This is a genomic window from Aestuariivirga sp., from assembly GCF_047600585.1.
Lineage (GTDB): Bacteria > Pseudomonadota > Alphaproteobacteria > Rhizobiales > Aestuariivirgaceae > Aestuariivirga.
This window is the reverse complement of record NZ_JASGKP010000001.1, coordinates 1,930,437-1,950,224: the sequence shown is the minus strand read 5'-3', so window position 1 is coordinate 1,950,224 and position 19,788 is coordinate 1,930,437. Positions and strand designations below refer to the sequence as shown.

Sequence of the window (19,788 nt, the reverse complement as noted above, 5' to 3'; positions counted from 1 at the left end):
ACCGGCAAAGAGCGGAGAAGCGATGAACGCAAACGCAAAGCAGGGCACCACGGTCTCGAAGGTCTGGAATCTCCCGAACATCCTGACTTACGGGCGGATCGTGGCCGTACCCCTGGTTGCGGCGCTGCTGCTGTGGAACGACCGCGCGGCGGCGATCACCGGCCTCGGCGTGCTGTCGGCCCGCTGGATTGCGCTCGGCATCTTCGTCGTCGCCGCCATCACCGATTTCTTCGACGGCTACCTGGCGCGGCGCTGGCATCAGCAGTCGTCGCTCGGCCGCATGCTCGATCCCATCGCCGACAAGGTGCTCGTCGCCGTCGTGCTGCTCGTGCTCTGCGGCGACCAGATCCTGCGCGGCGGACACGTCTGGGCGGCGATCATCATCCTCGCCCGTGAAGTGCTCGTCTCGGGCCTGCGCGAATATCTGGGGCAACTCTCGGTGTCGGTGCCCGTGACGCAGATCGCCAAGTGGAAAACCACCGTGCAGATGGTGGCGATCGGCCTTCTCATCGCGGGCCCCGCGGGCGACCTCATCATCCCCGGCATCACCAAGCTCGGCGTCGCCGGGCTGTGGATCGCCGCGGCGCTCACGCTTTACACGGGCTATGACTATTTCCGTGCCGGCCTGCGGCACGTCGTGGACAATGAATGAAAGTTCTCTATTTCGCCAAGTTCAGGCAGCTCATCGGACGGAGCGCCGATGATGTTGCGCCGCCGCCCGAGGTGAAGACGGTGGGCGATCTGCTCAACTATCTCATCCGCACCGACAATGGCTGTGCTGCGGCTTTCTCCGACGCGAAGATCATCCGCGCCGCCGTCGACCAGGCGCACGTGAAGATGGACCACTCCATCGCGGGCGCCCGCGAGGTGGCCTTCTTTCCTCCCGTGACGGGCGGCTGATGCGCCTCAACGTCTATCTCCAGCAGGCGGGTGTGGGCTCGCGCCGCGAGGCCGAACGCCTTGTCGAGCAGGGCCGCATCAAGGTGAATGGCGTGGTCGCGACGGCCACCGTTCCGGTCAACGACGGCGACAAGGTTGAGCTGGACGGCAAGCCGCTCTCCCCTGCAACCCGCTCGCAGCCGCGGCTCTTCCTGCTCTACAAGCCGCTCGATGTTCTGGTCACGGCCTTCGACAAGCAGGGCCGCCCGACGATCTATGATCTTCCGAACCTGAAGCCGCCGCGCTGGGACGCCGCCAAGCCGCGCGTCATCTACGTGGGCCGCCTCGACGTGAACAGCGAAGGGTTGCTGGTGCTCTCTTCCGATGGCCCGCTGGCGCAAACCATGATGTCGCCCGCCACGGCACTGCCCCGCGTCTACCGCGTGCGCGTGCATGGCCGCCTGACCGAGCGGCAGGTGGAGCTTCTCCGCCGCGGCATCACCGTTGAGGGTGTGCGCTATCGTGGCGTCGAGGTGACCGAAGAGACCGGGCACACGGGCCGCACCAACACCTGGTACCGGGTGACGCTGACGGAAGGCAAGAACCGCGAAATCCGCCGGCTGTTCGAACACTTCGGCTGCGTGGTGAACCGGTTGATCCGCGTGCAGTACGGGCCGTTCCATTTGGGCAAGCTCGAGCGCGGCGACGTGGTGGAAGTGCCCGCCGCCGATGTGAAGCGGTTCATGAAGGAGCTTGCGGCCGAGCCCGTCAAGATCAAGGCGTGAAGGATTTCTTCTACCGGCACCAGCCGCCGATGCATGTGCGCTCGGCGGTCTTCGCCGGGGCAGGGGCAGCCCTCGCGATCATGGTGCTGGCGCTCATGGGATTGTGGCTGGGCGGTGTGTGGCTGATGGCGCCCTTCGGTGCGTCTGCCGTGCTTCTCTTCGCGGCCCCCACGGCAGTGCTCTCGCAACCAGTCAACCTTGTGGGCGGCAACATCGTCGCGTGTTGTGTCGCGCTGCCGCTCGCCGCCTTCTGGCCGGACCATGTCTGGCTCGCGGCCGTTGCCTGCGGCCTCACCATCAGCCTCACGGTGCTGTTCCGGGTCGTGCATCCGCCAGCGGGCGCAACCGCGCTCGTCATCTATCTCACCAAGGCATCGTGGATGTTCTTCTTCGTGCCGGTGCTGGCGGGAAGCCTGCTCCTCGTCTTCATCGCCTGGGGCTGGCACCGGGTGATGGGCGGCATCTATCCCTTGAAGTCGCCGCCGTAGAGGGTGAGGGCGGAACGGCCTTGCTCGGTGAGGCCATAGACGCCACGCTCCACCTTGGCGAACCAGCCATAGACATTATCGCGGAAAATGCCGGGCGCGCGGTCGACGCGGGTGGCGGCCTTCACATCCCTGATGCGGGCCGGACCTTCGGCGGCGAGATGGCCGGCGCACTTGAGTGCGTCCTGGCGGTAGGCCGTCATCAGCGGCTTCCGCGTGCTGCCGCCCAGATTGGGATCGCCGCTCCGCGCATTGAACTCCTTGAGCAGCAGGCCGCGCTTCTTCGTGTTGGTGCGGGGCGCGTACGGCACAGGGTCTGCCAAAACTTCCAGTGAACCAGCCGAGGTCACCACGATCAGGCCGAGCCCAAGCCTGCGGCAGAGCTTCAGGGCGGAGGCACCCACGCCGCGCTTTGGCCGCGCGATGGCGACGTAGACATGCTCGGCAACGGTGAGGCGTTCCACCGCCTGATAAAGCAGCTTGAGCGTCAGCGCCTCTTTCAGTTCGACGATGACGGGCGTCTCTTTTCCGCGCACCGCCACCACGTCGCAGCCCTTCACCTCGGCCTTCACCACATAGCCTTGCGACTCCAGGTGGCGCTTCACGGGAAGATAGAGATCAGTCTCAGCCATGACGGGGAAATAGCGCGATTCGGCCGCGCGATCAGAAGAAGGCGCCGCTCTTGTAGGGCAGGACCACCACCTTCGTGCCCACTTTCACCCGGTTGTAGAGATCGATCACCGCGGTGTTCAGCATACGGAAGCAGCCGGAGGTGGTGGCCTGGCCGATGGTGTAGGGCGCGGGCGTACCGTGGATGCGGTACTGGTTGTCCTTGCCGCCTTCGTTCAGGAGATAGAGCGCGCGGGCACCCAGCGGGTTGTCGAGGCCGCCTGGCATGCCGTCCTTCCACTGGTCGTAGTGCTCGTGCTTCGACATCATCTCTTCGGTGGGCGTCCACTTCGGCCACTTGGCCATGCGGGCGACCGTCGCGGTGCCGCTCCAGCGCGTGGCACTGCTGCCCACGCCGATGCCATAACGGATCGCCTTGCCGCCGGGCTGGACGAGGAAGAGGAACCGCCGCTTCATGTCGACGACTATGGTGCCCGGCGCCTCGTCTGTCTTGAAATCGACGATGCGCTTGCGGAACTTGTACTCGACCTTGTCTTCCTCATAGGGCGAGATGTGGAAGGGTTCATCGGCACGCGCGACGGCAGGCACAAGGGCAGCGGCAACGGGCGACAGCAACAGGTTACGACGGGACAAACGCATGCGGCGCAGACTATGCGCCTGCGCCGCCGCAATCAATTCACAACATTGCGCGTGAAATCAGAGTCGCACGTAGTTGGTGTAGGCGTCCATCATGGTGCGGCTGATGTTGCCGGGCTTGAAGGTGTAAGGACCGATTTCCGCAACCGGCGTCACCTCTGCGGCGGAGCCCACGATGAAGCATTCGTTGAAGGTCTTCAGCTCCTCCGGCATGATCCGGCGCTCAATCACTTCAAGGCCTTGCTGCTTGGCAAGCGCAATCACCGTCTGGCGGGTGAGGCCGTTCAGGAAGCAGTCGGCAATCGGCGTGTGCAGCGCGCCGTCGCGGGTGAAGAAGATGTTGGCGCCGGTGCATTCGGCCACGCGGCCCTGCCAGTCCAGCATCATCGCGTCGGCATAGCCCTTCTTCTCCGCCTTGTGCTTGGAAATGGTGCAGATCATGTAGAGGCCCGCGGCCTTGGCATGAACCGGTGCGCACTTCGGATCGGGGCGGGCGTAGTCGGCGATGTCGAGGCGGATGCCCTTCATCTTGGTTTCGGGATCGAACATCGAGGGCCAGGCCCAGGTGGCAATCGCCACATGGATCTTGTTGTTCTGGGCCGAGACCGCCATCATTTCCGAACCACGGAAGGCGACGGGCCGCACGTACTGGTCGCCGCCACCCATGCGGGCCACCACTTCGTCCTTGGCCTTGTTGATCTCCTCGTCGGTGAAGGGCAGGTCGAAATCCATGATGTTGGCGGACTTGCGGAAGCGCTCGGTGTGTTCCTTGCTCTTGAAAATCTTGCCATTGTAGGCGCGCTCGCCTTCGAACACGGAGGAGCCATAGTGCAGGCCGTGGGTGAGCACGTGCACCTTCGCGTCGCGCCAGGGAATGATTTTGCCGTTGAACCAGATCACGCCGTCGCGGTCGTCGAATGGGATGATGGCCATGTTCGTCTCCAAAGATTTTGCGTTGCAGCAAGCACATGCCATATTGCGAGGGGTATGACTCGCGATCAGGCATCGCTGCTGTGATTTCGGGCAGAGGGTAACAGAAGTGGAATATATGTCAATATGGCTGACATAATTTCGGGTGCGAATTTATCGGACGAGGATGCGGTGGCGCTGGTGGAGCTCATGTTCTTCGCCTACCGCGATTTTGTCGCCGATCCGGACGGCATTCTGGAGGGGCTGGGGTTCGGCCGCGCCCACCACCGGGTGCTGCACTTCGTGGGCCGCGACCCAGGCATGACCGTGGCGCAGCTTCTCGACATTCTCCGCATCACCAAGCAGTCACTGAGCCGCGTCCTGAAAGACCTGATCGAGAAGGGCTACATCTATCAGAAAGCCGGCGAGGAAGACCGCCGCCAGCGCCTGCTGCACCTCAGCGAAAAGGGCGAGGCCCTGTGGAAGGACCTTGCCGCACCCCAGATGCGCCGCTTCCGCCGGGCCATGACCGAACTGGAGCAGGGCAATGCCCAGCTCTACAGGGCGCTGCTCCTGCAGATGATCAACCCGGAAAACCGCGAGGCGGCGGACGCCTGGATTTCCCGCGCCCGCCGCAAGGCGCCGTGAGGATGGCGTGAGCGAGGCATTCCACATTCTTGTCGTCGACGACGACCGCCGCATCCGGGCTTTGCTCGATACCTATCTCGTCACCAACGGCTATCGCGTCACCACCGCCGCCAATGCGGCGGAAGCCCGCGAACGCATGCGCGGTGTCGTTTTCGACCTGATCGTGCTCGACGTGATGATGCCGGGTGAAAGCGGCGTCAGCTTCGCGGAATCGCTCCGCAGCGCCCGCCACGACGTTCCGATCCTCATGCTCTCCGCCCGCGCCGAAAGCGCCGACCGGATCAAGGGCCTGGCCGCGGGCAGCGATGACTATCTCGTGAAACCCTTCGAGCCGGAGGAACTCCTGCTGCGGGTGCGCAATCTGCTCCGCCGCAATGGCCCCACCGCGCCTGCCATCAAGGAGGCACAGTTCGGCGATTGTATCTTCGACATGCAGAAGGGTGAATTGTGGAGAGGCGGCGAGATCGTGCGCCTCACGGGGCGCGAGAAGGAATTGCTGCGCCACCTCGTGCAGGCGGGTGGCAAGCCTGTCTCGCGGGCCGCCTTGCGCGGGTCTGGGCAGGATGAGGCCGCCCGCGCCGTGGACGTGCAGATCAACCGTCTCCGCCAGAAGATCGAAACGGATCCGGCCAATCCGAGCCTGTTGCAAACCGTGCGCGGCGAAGGCTACGTGCTGTTCCTGGAGAATGCCGAGTAGATGACGCAAGACCGCACCCTCACGAACCGTTTCAACCGCTTCCTCGAGCGCCATTTGCCGGGCGGTCTCTACAAGCGCGCCCTGATCATCCTGATTGCGCCCATCGTGCTGCTTCAGACGATCATGGCCGTCATCATCCTCGACCGCCACTGGGACAACGTCACCAAGGCGCTGGGCCGTTCGCTCTCCATGGAAATCGGCATGCTGGTCGACGACTACCAGCGCTCCGACAGATCGGCTGCGGCCATCGAGGCCGTTCAGGAGCGCGCCCGCAGCAAGCTCCGCCTCGACATGGACGTGATCCGCAATGCGGATCTGCCACCTGTCGTCGATCCGCCGTTCTATGCGCTCTTCGAACGCAAGATGCAGAAGTACCTGACGCGTGACACCGGCCGGGCCTTCTGGGTTTCGAGTTCCGGTCCCGATGGGCAGGTGGAAGTGCAGGTCGAGGTCGACAAGGGCACCATCTTCCGCATCCGTACCGAAAGCGAACGCGCCCAGGCGAGCGGCACGGGCTTCCTGCTCGCCCTGATGCTGGCCGCGTCAGGCGTGCTTCTGGGTGTTGCCATGATCTTCCTGCGCAAGCAGGTGAAGCCCATCCTCGAACTGGCGGAGGCGGCGAAGAACTTCGGACTTGGCCGCGATACCTCCAACTTCCACCCCCGGGGTGCCGACGAAATCCGCGCCGCCGGCAATGCCTTCCTCGACATGCGCCGCCGCATCGCGCGGCACGTCGAACAGCGCACCGACATGCTGGCCGGCGTCTCGCACGACCTTCGCACCATCCTCACGCGCTTCAAGCTCGAACTCGCCGTGCTTGGCGACAACCCCAAGGTTCATCCGCTCAAGGAAGACGTGGATGAAATGCAGCACATGCTGGAAGACTACATGGCCTTCGTGAAGGGTGACGGTGGCGAACAGGCGACAGATGTGAACGTGCCCGATGCGGTGCGGCAGACGGTGGACAATGTGGAGCGCGACCGTCCGGACTCCGATGCCGTCGTCAGGATCGACAGCCTTCCGCAGGTGACCGTGCGACTCAAGGCCAACGCATTCCGCCGCCTCCTCGCCAACCTCATCAGCAATGCCGTGCGCTATGGCCACAAGGTGCAGATCTCGGGCGAGGTGAGGGATCACCGCCTGTGGCTCAACATCGATGACAATGGCCCCGGAATCCCGCCGCATCAGCGCGAGCAGGCCTTCCGGCCCTTCGTGCGCCTCGACAATGCCCGCAACCTTGATGAGACGGGAACGGGCCTCGGCCTCGCCATCGCCCAGGACATTGCCCATGCCCACGGCGGCGAGATCATGCTGGAGGACGGTCCGCTGGGCGGCCTCCGCGCGATCGTGAAGTTGCCCGTCTAGATCAGAAGAGTTTGCCGCCGTTCGGCACGTCCTGGTCGGGGCCGATCAGGACGACGCCGCCCTGCGGGTCAGGGAAGCCGAGGGTCAGCACCTCTGACATGAAGGGGCCGATTTGGCGTGGCGGGAAATTCACGACTGCAGCCACCTGACGGCCCAGCAGGGTCTCGATCGTATAGTGCTTGGTGATCTGGGCGGAAGAGCGCTTCACGCCGATCTCCGGGCCGAAGTCGATCCGCAGCTTGAAGGCGGGCTTGCGCGCCTCCGGGAAGGGCTCAACGCCGATCACCGTGCCGACACGGATGTCGACCTTCTCGAAATCATCAAAGGTAATCGTCATCAGCTTGCCAGCTCCCTGGAGCGGCGGGCTGCGGCCTTCACCGCCTCGATCATCAGCGGCTTCATGCCGGTGTCGGCCATCAGCACCTGCAGTGCCTCGTAGGTGGTGCCCTTGGGCGATGTCACGTTCTGGCGGAGGGTTGCCGCATCGATGCCGGAGGAGCGCATCAGCTCGCCGGAGCCCGCCACCGTGGCCCGCGCCAGCTTGACCGCAACGTCCGGCGGGAGGCCCACCGCTTCCGCTGCGGCGGCCAGGCATTCGGTGAGGTAGAAGACATAGGCCGGGCCAGAACCGGAGACGGCCGTTGCCGCGTCGATCAGGGACTCATTCTCGACGCGGACCACTTCGCCGATCGACTGGAGAAGCTGTTCCGCCAGCGCCATCTGCGCGGCGGAGACGTTCTTGTTGGCGGCCATCGCCGTGATGCCGCGCCCGACCGCAGCCGGGGTATTGGGAATGGTGCGGATCACCGCTGCGTCGCTGCCGAAGTGGCGCTCGAAGGAAGCGATGGTCTTGCCCGCGGCAATGGAGAGGATGAGGGGCTTGCTGGCCCCAAGGCTGCGCAAGGGCGTCAGCACATCCTCCATCACCTGCGGCTTCACGGCGGTAAGAAGCACTTCCGCATCGCGGATCTCGGCCAGCGGCGGGTTGTGACGGATGCCCTTGGCTTTCAGGAGGGCGGCGACTTCGGGGGGAGGTCCGGGATCAAGCGCCACGACCTGGCGCGGATCAACGCCCGCCTTTAGCCAGCCTTCCAGCATGGCTCCGCCCATCTTGCCGGCCCCGATCAGGACCAGCGTTCCTTTCAGTGAGATGCTCATGCCTCACCGTGGGTTTCCAGAAGGGCGCTGTCAAGCGCCTGCTCGGCGGTGTGTCCGGCCCAGATGACGAACTGCACGGCGGGGTAATAGCGCTGGCAGCAGTCCACGGCGATGCGGATCAGGGCCTCGCACTGGGCGTCATTGGCTTCGGCGCCACCCGCCAGGATGAGGCTGTTGCGGAAAAGGATCGAGCCATCCTTCTCCCAGAATTCGAAGTGGCCGTGCAGGAGCTGGGAATTGATGGCGGCAACGAGGCGCGCCATTTCCTCACGGCGCTTGTCCGGCACCTTCAGTTCGAAGGCGCAGGCGACGAGAAGCGACTCCAGGTCGTCGCGCCAGGAGAGCGACATGGAGAGCGCGCACCAGCCGCCTTCCACCGCCATGAGAAGTTCGTCGTTGCTCGGCCGGTTCAGAGTCCAGTCACGGCGCTCGGCAAGGCGCTCAACCCGGTCCAGCGGGTTGGAGTGAATGGGGTCGATTGTCGCCGCAAGGCCCATCAAAATCCTCCGCCAACGGAAGAATCAAGTTCGTTGGCTGAGGCTCAACATGATGATGGGAACGAGTTGGGACAAGAACGCCGCCGATTCCTCCACACAAATTTGTGCAGACCGGCGACAGCGTTGAAGCTGGTGGAAGCCGTCGAGTCTCAGACAGACTCGGCCGGCTTCGTCGTTGCGGCGAGTCGGGCTTCGAGATCGGCGATTTGCTTTGCGAGTTCTTCGTTCTCGCTGCGTGCCTTCGCAGCCATCTCCTTCACCACGTCGAATTCTTCGCGCTTCACCACATTGAGGTTGTTGAGCACACGCTCGACCTGGCCCTGCACCAGCGTATCCACTTCCTTGCGCACGCCCTGGGCCGCGGTCGCTGCGTTGCCCATAAGCTTGGCGAGTTCGTCAAAGAACTTGGAATTGGTGGTGACCATGGTGAACTCCTTTTGCTGGCTCTCAACTAGGCATTCGGCAGGCCCGATTCAAGTGCCGCCGGGCCGCACCCCGCGGGCTTGGCGGCGCGCTGCGAAACACTTAAGAGCAGGGCATGTTCGCCGTCATTAACCATCCCGGGCTGGACCCGGTCGCGCTGCAGATCGGGCCGCTGGCCATCCACTGGTATGCCCTTGCCTATGTGGCGGGGCTGCTCTTCGCGGTCTGGTACATCAAGTACCTCGCCCGCCAGCCGCGCCTGTGGGGGGCCAATCCGCCCACCCTGTCTCCGGCGGAGGCGGATGATTTCTTCATCTACGCGCTGCTCGGCGTGGTCGTGGGCGGCAGGCTCGGTTACGTGCTGTTCTACAAGCCGGGGTTCTATCTCCACAATCCGCTGCAGATCTTCCACACCTGGGATGGCGGCATGTCTTTCCACGGCGGCTTCCTCGGCGTGGTCATCGCCTGCCTGATCTATGGCCGCATGCATGACAAGACGCTGGACCGCATGCTTGATCTGGGCGCCGCCGCGGTGCCGGTCGGCCTCGGTCTCGGGCGGCTTGCCAACTTCATCAACGCGGAACTCTGGGGCCGGCCCAGCGACCTGCCGTGGGCGGTGGTCTTTCCGGGTGAAACCTTTGCCCGCCATCCGAGCCAGCTCTACGAAGCTCTGCTGGAGGGGCTGGTGCTGTTCCTCGCGGTGCGCATCGCCACGCACCGCTATGGTGCGCTGAAGCACCCGGGCCGCGCCTCGGGCATATTCGCGCTAGGATATGCGCTCTCCCGCATCTTCGTGGAGTTCTTCCGCGAGCCCGATTCCTTCCTGGGCTATTTCGGTGGCATCTTCACCATGGGCATGTTCCTGTCGTTGCCTCTTTTGCTCGTCGGCTTCTGGCTTCTCATCCGCTCGCGGCACACGGGATGACGGCGCTTGGCGAGATCATCCGCGGTATGATCCGCGACGATGGCCCGATGCCGCTCGACCGCTACATGGCGCTCTGCCTCGGGCATCCGGAACACGGCTACTACGTCACCCGCGATCCGCTCGGTGCCAAGGGCGATTTCACGACCTCGCCCGAGATATCGCAGATCTTCGGCGAGCTGATCGGTGTCTGGGTGGCGCAGGTGTGGGAAGCCTTGGGCTCGCCCCGCCGTTTCGCGCTCATCGAACTCGGGCCCGGCCGCGGTACGCTGATGGCGGACATGCTCCGCGTGCTCGCCAAGGTCGAGGCCTGCGCCAAGGCGGTCGAGGTCCACTTCGTCGAGACGAGTCCCACCTTGCGGGCAGAGCAGCAGGCGCGCGTGCCCAAGGCGACGTGGCACCACGCGCTGGCGTCACTTCCGGCGCAGCCCAGCATCATCATCGCAAATGAATTCTTCGATGCGCTTCCCATCCGCCAGTTCGAGCGCAAGGACGGCCGCGTCTTCGAACGCGTGATCGGCCTTTCGGGCGAAGCGCTCGAGGTGGGGCTTGTGCCATCCGCCATGGAACTCCGCATGCGGGGCGAGGGGATCTTCGAAGATCAATCACTCCGGGTTGCCGTGGCCCGCGAGATGGCTGATCAGATCGCGACACAGGGCGGCGCAGCGCTGGTGATCGACTACGGCCATGTGCGCACCGCTTTCGGCGACACGCTGCAGGCCATGCACAAGCACCGCTACGTACCCGTGACCGAACAGCCGGGCGAGGCCGACATCACCTCGCATGTGGACTTCGAAGCGCTGGGCCGTGCCTGCGTCGTCGAGGGCGCACAGGTAGCGGGGCTGATGACGCAGGGTGATTTCCTCAATGCCATGGGTCTTGAAGCCCGCACCGAGGTGCTGTCGCGGACGATCGAAGGCGAGGCCCGCACCAATCTGGTCGCGGCATCGGAACGGCTTGCGCATCCTGACCAGATGGGCCACCTTTTCAAAGTGATGGCGGTCACGAGTGCGGGACTGGCCCCGCCATACCCCTTTGGTGCGAGATGATTGACAGTGATGCCCTGAACCACCCCGGCGTTGCGCACGGGTTTTTCACCCGTGGCGGCGGCCATTCCACCGGTATATTCGCCTCGCTCAATTGCGGGCTGGGATCGGGCGATGATCCGGATCTTGTGCGCATGAACCGCGAGATCGTGGCCCGTGGCGTGAGCGTACTGCCGTCGAGCCTCGTGACAGCCCACCAGGTGCACAGCGCCGAGGCGATCGAGGTGACGACGCCCTGGAGCATCGGTGATCGACCCAAGGTCGATGGTCTCGTGACCAAGACAAAGGGCATCGGCATCGGCGTGCTGACGGCCGACTGCGGACCGGTGCTGTTCGCCGATGCGGAAGCGGGTGTCGTCGGTGCCTGTCATGCCGGCTGGAAGGGTGCGCTCACCGGCGTCACCGAAGCCACGCTGCAGGCGATGGAGCGCTTGGGCGCCGTCCGCACCCGCACCGTTGCGGTGCTTGGACCGACGATTTCGAAGGCCGCCTATGAAGTCGGACCGGAGTTTCCGAAGCCGTTCCTCGAACAGGATGCGGCACACGCCCAGTACTTCACCCCGAGTGTGAAGGACGGCCACCACATGTTTGATCTGCCACGCTATTTGACCGACCGCATGAGGCGGGAGGGGGTTGGCAGCGTGCATGACCTCGAGCTCTGCACCTACAGCGATGAAGCCCGCTTCTACAGCTACCGCCGCGCCACGCACCGCGGCGAACAGGATTACGGCCGCCTGATTTCGGTCATAGCTTTGGTATGAGAGCAACGGACTGAGCCATGGCCATCCACTTCACCCGCGACGAGTTCAAGGCCCGCATGGACAGGGCCACTGCAGCCATGGCGGCGCGCGGCCTCGATGGCATGCTGCTCTTCCAGCAGGAGAGCATGTACTGGCTCACCGGCTACGACACCTTTGGCTTCTGCTTCTTCCAGTGTCTCTATGTGGGTGCCGACGGCCGCATGGCCTTGCTCACCCGCTCCGCCGATCTCCGCCAGGCGCAGCACACCTCGATCATCGACGACATCCGCATCTGGACCGACGCGGCAGGGGCACAGCCCGCCGCGCAACTGAAGGACATGCTGGAAAGCCTCGGCTGCCGCGGCCACACGCTGGGCATCGAGACGAAGTCCTATGGCCTTACCCATTTCAACGGCAAGGCGGTGGACGCCGCCCTCGACGGCTTCTGCACGCTGAAGGAAGCGACTGACCTTGTCGATCGGCTTCGCCTCATCAAGTCTCCCGCCGAACTGAAATATGTGCGCAAGGCGGGCGAGCTTGGCGATGCGGCTCTCAAGGCCGCCATTCGCAAAACCAGGGCAGGGGCCGACGAAGGCGACATTCTCGCCGCCCAGCAGAGCGCCATCTTTGCCGGCGGCGGAGATTATCCCGCCAACGAGTTCATCATCGGCTCGGGCCGCGATGCGCTGCTCTGCCGCTACAAGGCGGGACGCCGCAAACTCTCGAAACGCGACCAGCTCACCCTCGAATGGGCCGGCGTCTACCGCCACTATCACGCGGCCTTCATGCGCACGCTGATCATCGGCAAGCCGTCGCGCCATCACGAGGCGATGGACACCGCCTGCCAGGCGGCGCTTGCGGCGGTGGAGGAGAAGCTCCGCCCGGGCAACACGGCGGGCGATGTTTTCGCCGCCCACGCCCGCGTGATGGACGAGCACGGCATGAAGGATCACCGCCTCAATGCCTGCGGCTATTCGCTGGGCGCAAAGTTCACGCCAAGCTGGATGGATATGCCCATGTTCTACGCCGGCAACGAAGCCGAACTGGGGGCGGGCATGGTGTTCTTCGCGCACATGATCCTGATGGATTCGAACTCGGGCAATGCCTATTGCCTTGGCCGCACGTACATCCTCACCAAGGACAAGCCCGAGCCCGTGTCGCGACATTCGCTGGAGATGATCGTCAGGTGAAGTGGCTTGCGGCCATAGCTGTGGCGTTGGCGCTGGCAGGCTGCACGGACGCCAACTCGCCCCTGCAGCAGGATCTGCGACGCCTCGCCGAACTGCCGAAGCGGATGGACACACTCGGCCGCCGGGACGTGTCCGCCACGCCGCCCGCGGTCGCGCAACCCGCCGATCCTGCTGTGACATCGAACAGATCGCTGGCGGCTGGCGCGCCCGCCACCACCGCGACGACGGCACCGGCCGTGCAAAGCCTCGCAACGCCACCTGATCAACAGGTGGCCACTCTGGCACCGCCGCCCGTCGAGCCTGTTCAGGCAGAGCAGCAGGCCGCGGCTGAAGCCCCCGCACCGCCGCCTGCGCAACAGGTTGCCGCGGCCGAAGCGTCCCCCGCGCCGGCCCCGAAGCTGACCTTGCTCGACCGTCTGCGCGCGGCCACGTCAAAGAAACAGGCGGCCCCGGTCACGCCCAATCCGCAGGACCAGATCCCCGACCCCATCCCGGTCGAGAACCCGCTGGCCCGTCCGCCCTGGGAGGTTTTCGTTGAGGCGGGTCCCAATGCCCATAACGAGCTTGATCTTGAGACCCTCTACGGCCCCGGCAACATTCCGCCGGAGCTGATGGCGGAGCAGCAGGCGGCCGAACAGCAGGCCGATGCGGCAACGCCGCCCATGGATACTGCGGCAGCGACCCCGCCTGCCGATGATCCGGCGAAGAAGCCGGCAAAGCCGGGGGCCGTCACCATCAAGGCCGTGGCGGTGCCTTCGGTGAAGGGCGCCACCGGCTCCGGCAACAAGGAACTGACCATCGCCATGCGGGACGCCCTGCAGCAGGCAGGCTGGCCGATCCTGACGGCCGCCCGGGGCGATGCCCTCACCGTGCAGGGCCGCGTCGTCATCGGCGAGGCCCATGGTGCCACCCAGAGCGTTAAGATCGTCTGGGACGTGCTCACTCCCGATGGCAAGAATTTGGGCAACCTGAAGCAGGACAATGCCGTGCCGGCCGGCTCCCTCGACAAGGAATGGGGCGACAATGCCCGCTACGCGGCGGAGGCGGCCGCCGAGGGCATTTTCAGCCTGATCCAGAAATACCGCTGATCAAGGGCGTTTTCCGGAACCCCGGAAGCCAAATTCTAACCAAATATGTGCACTGCGGCATGGAAACCCTTTTATCCGGCGTTTCCGGCGGTTATAGACCCCGCAACAGGGCGAGACGCGGGAACCTCAGGCATGATGAAGATCATTACCGGCAACAGCAACAAACCTCTCGCCGAAGCGATCTGCTCATACCTGCACATGCCCATCACCAAAGCCGTTGTCCGGCGCTTCAACGACATGGAAGTGTTCGTGGAGATCCAGGAGAACGTGCGCGGCCAGGACATGTTCGTGGTGCAGTCCACGAGCTTCCCCGCCAACGACCACCTGATGGAACTGCTGATCATCACCGACGCGCTGCGCCGTGCCTCGGCCAAGCGCATCACCGCCGTGATCCCCTATTTCGGCTATGCCCGCCAGGACCGGAAGCCTTCGGCCCGCACGCCGATCTCGGCCAAGCTGGTCGCGAACCTCATCACCCATGCAGGCGCCGACCGCGTCCTCACCATGGACCTGCACGCCGGGCAAATTCAGGGCTTCTTCGACATTCCCACCGACAACCTTTTCGCCGGTCCGGTCTTCGTGCGTGACATCAAGCAGCACAACGACGTGGCCAACACCGTTGTGGTGTCGCCTGACGTCGGCGGCGTCGTGCGTGCCCGTGCGCTGGCCAAGCGGCTCGATTGTCCGCTCGCCATCGTCGACAAGCGGCGCGAGCGCGCCGGTGAATCGGAAGTGATGAACATCATCGGTGAAGTGAAGGGCAAGTCCTGCATCCTGATCGACGACATTGTCGACTCGGGCGGCACGCTTTGCAACGCCGCCGAGGCACTGCTGGAGCAGGGGGCGAAGGACGTTTCCGCCTACATCACCCACGGCGTGCTCTCGGGGGGTGCGGTGGCCCGCATCACTTCGTCCAAGTTGAAAAACCTCGTCATCACCGACTCGATTCAACCGACGGAGGCAGTGAAGGTCGCCCGCAACATCCGGGTGATCTCGATTGCCTCGCTGATCGGCGAAGCCATCGGCCGCACCTCGCGTGAGGAAAGCGTCTCCAGCTTGTTCGAATAAGGCCTGTTTGAATAAGCGGGCGCGCCGCACTACATTGCGGCGATGCAATCCGCAGCCATTTCCATCCAGAACGTCTCCAAGACCTACGCGACGGGCCTCACCGCCCTGAAGGCGGTCAATCTCGAAATCGCCCCGGGCGAGATTTTTGCGCTCCTCGGGCCGAACGGCGCCGGCAAGACAACCCTCATCAGCATCATCTGCGGCACGGTCACGAAGTCATCGGGCACCGTGCTGGTCTCGGGCCACGACAATGCGAGCGACTTCCGCAATGCCCGCAGCCTGATCGGCCTCGTGCCGCAGGAACTGCACCTGAGCATCTTCGAGACGGTATGGGACACGGTGGCCTTTTCGCGCATGCTCTTCGGCAAGCCGCGCAACGATGCCTATCTCGAAAAGGTGCTGCGCCAGCTCTCGCTCTGGGACAAACGCGACTCCAAGATCATGGCGCTCTCGGGCGGCATGAAGCGGCGCGTGCTGATTGCCAAGGCGCTGGCCCATGAGCCCCGCATCCTCTTCCTCGATGAACCCACGGCGGGTGTGGACGTGGAACTCCGGCAGGACATGTGGCGGATCGTGCGCGACCTGCGGGAAAGCGGCGTCACCATCATCCTCACCACCCACTACATCGAGGAAGCGGAAGACCTTGCCGACCGGGTCGGCGTCATCTCCAAGGGCGAACTGATCCTCGTGGAGGAGAAGAAGGCCCTGATGCGCAAGATGGGGCAGAAGCAGCTGACCCTGGAACTCACCGCACCGCTTGCCAAACTGCCGAAGGCACTGGCGGCCCTTGGCGTCACCCTCGCCAAGGAGGGCAGGGAGCTGGTCTATGCCTATGACATGCAGAAGCCCCGGCACACCATCGCCGAGGTGCTGCAGGCGGTGACCGATGCCAAGGTGAAATTCGGCGACCTCCATACCGAGCAAAGCTCGCTCGAAGACATTTTCATGGGACTGGTGAAGCAATGAACCTGCGCGGTGTCTGGGCAATCTACCACTACGAGATGGCGCGCTTCTTCCGCACCCTGGGGCAGAGCCTGATCTCGCCCGTCATCTCCACGGTTCTTTACTTCGTGGTCTTCGGGGCGGCGATCGGCTCGCGCATCCAGAGCATCGAGGGCGTGAGCTACGGGGCCTTCATCGTGCCGGGGCTGGTGATGCTGTCGCTGCTCACGCAATCGGTGAGCAATGCTTCCTTCGGTATCTATTTTCCGCGCTTCTCCGGCACCATCTACGAATATCTCTCCGCACCCGTGTCGCCCATGGAAATGGTGCTGGGCTTTGTCGGTGCCGCCGCTTCGAAGTCGCTGCTGATCGGCCTCATCATCCTCGCCACCTCGGCCTTCTTCGTGCCGCTCAACATCGCGCATCCCGTGTGGATGATCCTCTTCCTGCTGCTCACCGCGATCACCTTCAGCCTTTTCGGCTTCCTGATCGGCCTGTGGGCGGATGGCTTCGAGAAGCTGCAGATCATCCCGCTCCTCGTGATCACGCCGCTCACCTTCCTGGGCGGGAGCTTCTACCCCATCGGCATCCTGCCGCCCTTCTGGCACGGGCTGTCGCTGTTCAATCCCGTGGTCTATCTCGTCAGCGGCTTCCGCTGGAGCTTCAACGAGGTGTCGGACGTTTCGGTGTGGGTCAGTCTTGCCATGACGGGCGTTTTCCTTGCAGTCTGTCTTGGCGCCGTCTCGTGGATGTTCCGCACGGGGTACCGGCTCAAGAACTGACAGGAGTGCCCTCATGCGGCTCGTCTTTGCACTGCTGCTGCTTGTTGCGGCGAGCAGCTTCGCCCGCGCCAATGACAGCCAGGCGGAAACGGCTCTTGGCGGCCTCGTGCTGGTGAAGTCCGAGGCGGTCAGCCTCGACAGTGAGGACCTTTTCATTTCGAAGGACGAGGTGCGGGTGAAGTATCGTTTCACCAACACGACGGACAAGGACATCGAGACGCTCGTTGCCTTTCCGCTGCCCGAGCAGGTTTATGACGAAAGCAGCCCTTACTATTTCATCGACGCGACTTCGGACATCGGCTTCAAGACCGTGGTCGAAGGCAAGCCCGTCACGTACGAGATCGTGCAGCAGGCCATCGTCAACGGCAGTGATGTCACCGCAAGGCTCAATGCGCTGGGCTGGCCGCTGAGCAGCGCCAAGGATTTCCAGGTCTTCAACAAGAAAGCGACGGAACTGGATGCCGCAACCCGCGACGCGTTGCTGAAGGATGGCGTGATCACCAATGCCGGCACGGACAGCGAACCTGCCTACATTCCGGTGTGGAACGTTCGGACCTCCATCACCCGCACGCAGGTGTTCCCGGCGGGAAAGACCATCTCGGTGGAGCACAGCTACAAGCCGCTGGTGGGTGGGAGTGTCGGCGGTGCCCTCAATGTCGATTACCGCAACGAGGACTGGGGCAAGGAGCGCACCCGCAAATATTGCATCGAGGACGGCTGGTACAAATCCTTCGACAGGGAACTGGCCAAGCGCAAGACAGAGGAGAACCCGGGTCCCTACAGCGAATGGTGGCTGGGCTATGTGCTGAAGTCCGGGGCGAACTGGAAGGGCCCGATCAAGGATTTCCACCTCGTCATCGACAAGGGCAAGCCCGGCAATCTCGTCAGCTTCTGCGCCGACGGTGTGAAGAAGATCGGACCCACGCAATTCGAAGTGCGGAAAACAAACTTCGAGCCGCAGGACGACCTCAATATCCTGATCGTGGAGTGGCTCGACACGCAGCAGTGAGGCGTTGAATGCGCCAAAGCCTTGGGCGTTTCCATTCGGCTGACGATGCGCTAGACCCCGCGCCACCATGGCCCGACTTCTTCTCAACCTGCAGGACATCCACCTGACCTTCGGCGGCAAGCCCGTGCTCGAGGGCGTCTCGCTGATGCTGTCGGAAGGGGAGCGCATTGCCCTTGTGGGCCGCAACGGCACCGGCAAGTCTACGTTGCTGAAGATCGTGGCCGGCATGATCGAGCAGGATTCCGGCGAGCGCTTCTTCCAGCCCGGCACCACGGTGCGATACCTGCCGCAGGAGCCGGATTTTGCGGGCTTCACCACTGTGCTTGCCTATGTGGAGGCCGGCCTCGGTCCCACCGACAATCCCTACCGCGCCCAGCTGCTGCTCAATGAACTGGGCCTCACGGGTGAGGAGGATCCGCAGCGCCTGTCAGGCGGCGAAGCACGGCGGGCGGCACTGGCCCGCACCCTCGCGCCCGACCCGGATGTGCTGCTCCTGGACGAGCCGACCAACCATCTCGACCTGCCCGCCATCGAATGGCTGGAAGAGACGCTGAAATCATCCCGCGCGGCCATGATCCTGATCAGCCATGACCGCCGCTTCCTCGAGAACCTCTCGAATGCCGTGGTCTGGCTTGACCGGGGCGCATCGCGCCGCATGGACCGCAGCTTTGCCCATTTCGAGGAGTGGCGCGACGAAGTGATCGATGCCGAGGAAAAGGAGCAGGCGCGCCTCGCCCAGCGGATCGCCACTGAAGAACACTGGATGCGCTATGGCGTCACCGCACGGCGCAAGCGCAACATGCGCCGCGTTGCGCTGCTTGCGTCACTCCGCACCGAACGGAAGGAACATGTGGGCCGTTTGGGCACGGTGACGCTGCAGGCCGCGGCGGGGGAAACCTCCGGCAAGCTTGTGGTCGAAGCCCAGAAGATATCGAAGAGCTTCGGCGAGCGCCGCATCGTCAGCAATCTCGATCTCCTCATCCTGCGCGGCGACAGGCTTGCCATCGTCGGCCCCAACGGCGCGGGCAAGACGACGCTGATCAAGCTCATCACCGGGCAGCTCGAGCCCGACAGTGGCATCATCAAGCGCGGCACCAACCTGCAGATCGTGGCGCTCGACCAGAGCCGCCAGAGTCTCAATCCAGCAGACACGCTTGCGGACGTGATCACCGGTGGGCGCGGCTCTTCGGTGACGATCAACGGCGAGACCAAGCACGTCATCACCTACATGCAGGATTTCCTCTTCCGCCCCGAACAGGCGCGCACGCCCGTGTCGGTGCTCTCGGGCGGCGAACGGGCACGCCTGATCCTCGCCCGCGAACTGGCCCGTCCGTCGAACTTCCTGATCCTCGACGAACCCACCAACGACCTCGATCTGGAAACCCTCGATCTGCTCCAGGAACTGCTGGCGGACTACACGGGCACGCTGCTGCTGGTCAGCCACGACCGCGATTTCGTCGACCGTATCGCCACCTCCGTGCTGATGCATGAAGGGGAGGGGCGCTGGGTGGAATATGCCGGCGGCTACTCAGACATGGTGGCACAGCGCGGGGCAGGTGTTGCCGCCCGCAAGGTGAAGGAGGCGCCGAAGCCTGCTCCCGCAAAGGAGACCGCTCCGCAGGCGCCGTCATCGGCCAGCAAACGCAAGCTCAGCTTCAAGGAGAAGCACGCGCTGGAAACCCTGCCGGCCCGCATCGAGGCGCTTTCGGCTGAACTTCTTGCGCTGGAACAGAAGCTCGCAGACAGCAACTTGTTCAGTAAGGACCCCAAGGCCTTTGCCGCAGCGACGGCACGCCATGCGGCGGCGAGTGTGGAGAAATCGGCAGCGGAAGAGCAATGGCTCGAACTCGAGATGCTGCGGGAAGAACTGGAAGGGGCCTGAGGCCGCG

At 64.1% G+C, this 19,788-nt stretch carries 24 protein-coding genes; 17 read left to right on the top strand and 7 right to left on the bottom strand.

All coding sequences use genetic code 11. The features are described 5' to 3' along the window. The first annotated feature begins 22 nt into the window (after positions 1–22). From pgsA to QM801_RS09590, 4 genes are read left to right on the top strand one after another with little or no spacing between them, the layout of a single operon-like run. Positions 23–652, top strand: coding sequence for a CDP-diacylglycerol--glycerol-3-phosphate 3-phosphatidyltransferase (pgsA, locus tag QM801_RS09605; protein ID WP_415018983.1), 630 nt, complete (start codon positions 23–25; stop codon positions 650–652). Then, complete coding sequence (gene moaD / locus QM801_RS09600) at positions 649–900, top strand: molybdopterin converting factor subunit 1 (protein WP_415018982.1); 252 nt, start codon at positions 649–651, stop codon at positions 898–900. The genes pgsA and moaD overlap by 4 nt, the downstream gene beginning before the upstream one ends. Then, the gene (locus QM801_RS09595) at positions 900–1,664 is read left to right on the top strand and encodes a pseudouridine synthase (RefSeq protein ID WP_415018981.1); all 765 of its coding nucleotides are present in this window, start codon (positions 900–902) and stop codon (positions 1,662–1,664) included. Before moaD ends, QM801_RS09595 begins: the two co-directional genes overlap by 1 nt. Next, a complete protein-coding gene (locus tag QM801_RS09590) occupies positions 1,661–2,152 on the top strand; it encodes an HPP family protein (RefSeq protein ID WP_415018980.1) in 492 nt (163 codons plus the stop codon). The genes QM801_RS09595 and QM801_RS09590 overlap by 4 nt, the downstream gene beginning before the upstream one ends. On the opposite strand, the gene QM801_RS09585 is transcribed toward QM801_RS09590, so the two are convergent. The 3 genes from QM801_RS09585 to QM801_RS09575 are packed head-to-tail and all read right to left on the bottom strand — an operon-like array spanning position 2,128 to position 4,348. Then, positions 2,128–2,781, bottom strand: a complete 654-nt coding sequence (locus tag QM801_RS09585; protein WP_415018979.1) for a DUF2161 domain-containing phosphodiesterase — start codon at positions 2,779–2,781, stop codon at positions 2,128–2,130. The two genes, QM801_RS09590 and QM801_RS09585, sit on opposite strands and share 25 nt — an antisense overlap. A gap of 31 nt (positions 2,782–2,812) precedes the next feature. Continuing rightward, entirely contained in the window at positions 2,813–3,418 is a 606-nt protein-coding gene (locus QM801_RS09580) for a L,D-transpeptidase (RefSeq protein ID WP_415018978.1), read from the bottom strand. Between the two features lie 57 nt (positions 3,419–3,475). After that, positions 3,476–4,348, bottom strand: a complete 873-nt coding sequence (locus tag QM801_RS09575) for a branched-chain amino acid aminotransferase (RefSeq protein WP_415018977.1) — start codon at positions 4,346–4,348, stop codon at positions 3,476–3,478. A 123-nt stretch (positions 4,349–4,471) separates the two neighbouring features. Between QM801_RS09575 and QM801_RS09570 the strand changes: the two genes are divergently transcribed. The 3 genes from QM801_RS09570 to QM801_RS09560 are packed head-to-tail and all read left to right on the top strand — an operon-like array spanning position 4,472 to position 7,034. After that, positions 4,472–4,972, top strand: coding sequence for a MarR family winged helix-turn-helix transcriptional regulator (locus QM801_RS09570; protein ID WP_415018976.1), 501 nt, complete (start codon positions 4,472–4,474; stop codon positions 4,970–4,972). A 7-nt stretch (positions 4,973–4,979) separates the two neighbouring features. Continuing rightward, complete coding sequence (locus tag QM801_RS09565) at positions 4,980–5,669, top strand: response regulator (RefSeq protein ID WP_415018975.1); 690 nt, start codon at positions 4,980–4,982, stop codon at positions 5,667–5,669. Then, positions 5,670–7,034, top strand: coding sequence for an ATP-binding protein (locus QM801_RS09560; RefSeq protein WP_415018974.1), 1,365 nt, complete (start codon positions 5,670–5,672; stop codon positions 7,032–7,034). It abuts the gene before it with no gap. 1 nt (position 7,035) lies between these two features. Here QM801_RS09560 and QM801_RS09555 read toward each other — a convergent pair whose 3' ends face one another. The 4 genes from QM801_RS09555 to QM801_RS09540 all read right to left on the bottom strand — a co-directional run bounded on the left by QM801_RS09555 (position 7,036) and on the right by QM801_RS09540 (position 9,114). After that, the gene (locus QM801_RS09555; RefSeq protein ID WP_415018973.1) at positions 7,036–7,371 is read right to left on the bottom strand and encodes a tRNA-binding protein; all 336 of its coding nucleotides are present in this window, start codon (positions 7,369–7,371) and stop codon (positions 7,036–7,038) included. After that, the gene (gene proC, locus QM801_RS09550; protein WP_415018972.1) at positions 7,371–8,192 is read right to left on the bottom strand and encodes a pyrroline-5-carboxylate reductase; all 822 of its coding nucleotides are present in this window, start codon (positions 8,190–8,192) and stop codon (positions 7,371–7,373) included. Before proC ends, QM801_RS09555 begins: the two co-directional genes overlap by 1 nt. Continuing rightward, entirely contained in the window at positions 8,189–8,689 is a 501-nt protein-coding gene (locus QM801_RS09545; protein ID WP_415018971.1) for a YbjN domain-containing protein, read from the bottom strand. Before QM801_RS09545 ends, proC begins: the two co-directional genes overlap by 4 nt. 149 nt (positions 8,690–8,838) lie before the next feature. Then, positions 8,839–9,114, bottom strand: coding sequence for an accessory factor UbiK family protein (locus QM801_RS09540; protein ID WP_415018970.1), 276 nt, complete (start codon positions 9,112–9,114; stop codon positions 8,839–8,841). A 113-nt stretch (positions 9,115–9,227) separates the two neighbouring features. Here QM801_RS09540 and lgt point away from each other — a divergent pair, with 113 nt between their 5' ends. From lgt to QM801_RS09490, 10 genes are all read left to right on the top strand, one after another. Beyond that, positions 9,228–10,037 carry a prolipoprotein diacylglyceryl transferase gene (lgt, locus tag QM801_RS09535; protein ID WP_415018969.1) on the top strand — a complete coding sequence of 270 codons (810 nt, stop codon included), beginning with the start codon at positions 9,228–9,230 and terminating at the stop codon, positions 10,035–10,037. Continuing rightward, positions 10,034–11,083 (top strand): class I SAM-dependent methyltransferase, encoded by a 1,050-nt coding sequence (locus QM801_RS09530; RefSeq protein WP_415018968.1) that lies wholly within the window; start codon positions 10,034–10,036, stop codon positions 11,081–11,083. Before lgt ends, QM801_RS09530 begins: the two co-directional genes overlap by 4 nt. After that, a complete protein-coding gene (gene pgeF, locus QM801_RS09525) occupies positions 11,080–11,841 on the top strand; it encodes a peptidoglycan editing factor PgeF (protein ID WP_415018967.1) in 762 nt (253 codons plus the stop codon). Before QM801_RS09530 ends, pgeF begins: the two co-directional genes overlap by 4 nt. Positions 11,842–11,858: 17 nt before the next feature. After that, the gene (locus QM801_RS09520; RefSeq protein WP_415018966.1) at positions 11,859–13,010 is read left to right on the top strand and encodes a M24 family metallopeptidase; all 1,152 of its coding nucleotides are present in this window, start codon (positions 11,859–11,861) and stop codon (positions 13,008–13,010) included. Continuing rightward, a complete protein-coding gene (locus QM801_RS09515; protein ID WP_415018965.1) occupies positions 13,007–14,098 on the top strand; it encodes a hypothetical protein in 1,092 nt (363 codons plus the stop codon). Before QM801_RS09520 ends, QM801_RS09515 begins: the two co-directional genes overlap by 4 nt. 135 nt (positions 14,099–14,233) lie before the next feature. Then, positions 14,234–15,166, top strand: a complete 933-nt coding sequence (locus QM801_RS09510; protein ID WP_415020910.1) for a ribose-phosphate pyrophosphokinase — start codon at positions 14,234–14,236, stop codon at positions 15,164–15,166. Between the two features lie 42 nt (positions 15,167–15,208). Further along, positions 15,209–16,132 carry an ABC transporter ATP-binding protein gene (locus QM801_RS09505; protein ID WP_415018964.1) on the top strand — a complete coding sequence of 308 codons (924 nt, stop codon included), beginning with the start codon at positions 15,209–15,211 and terminating at the stop codon, positions 16,130–16,132. Next, on the top strand, positions 16,129–16,890 hold the full coding sequence (locus QM801_RS09500) for an ABC transporter permease (protein ID WP_415018963.1): 762 nt from the start codon (positions 16,129–16,131) through the stop codon (positions 16,888–16,890). The genes QM801_RS09505 and QM801_RS09500 overlap by 4 nt, the downstream gene beginning before the upstream one ends. 13 nt (positions 16,891–16,903) lie before the next feature. After that, positions 16,904–17,899 (top strand): DUF4424 domain-containing protein, encoded by a 996-nt coding sequence (locus tag QM801_RS09495; RefSeq protein ID WP_415018962.1) that lies wholly within the window; start codon positions 16,904–16,906, stop codon positions 17,897–17,899. Positions 17,900–17,966: 67 nt separating this feature from the next. Beyond that, positions 17,967–19,781, top strand: coding sequence for an ABC-F family ATP-binding cassette domain-containing protein (locus QM801_RS09490; protein ID WP_415018961.1), 1,815 nt, complete (start codon positions 17,967–17,969; stop codon positions 19,779–19,781). Positions 19,782–19,788: the final 7 nt, after the last annotated feature.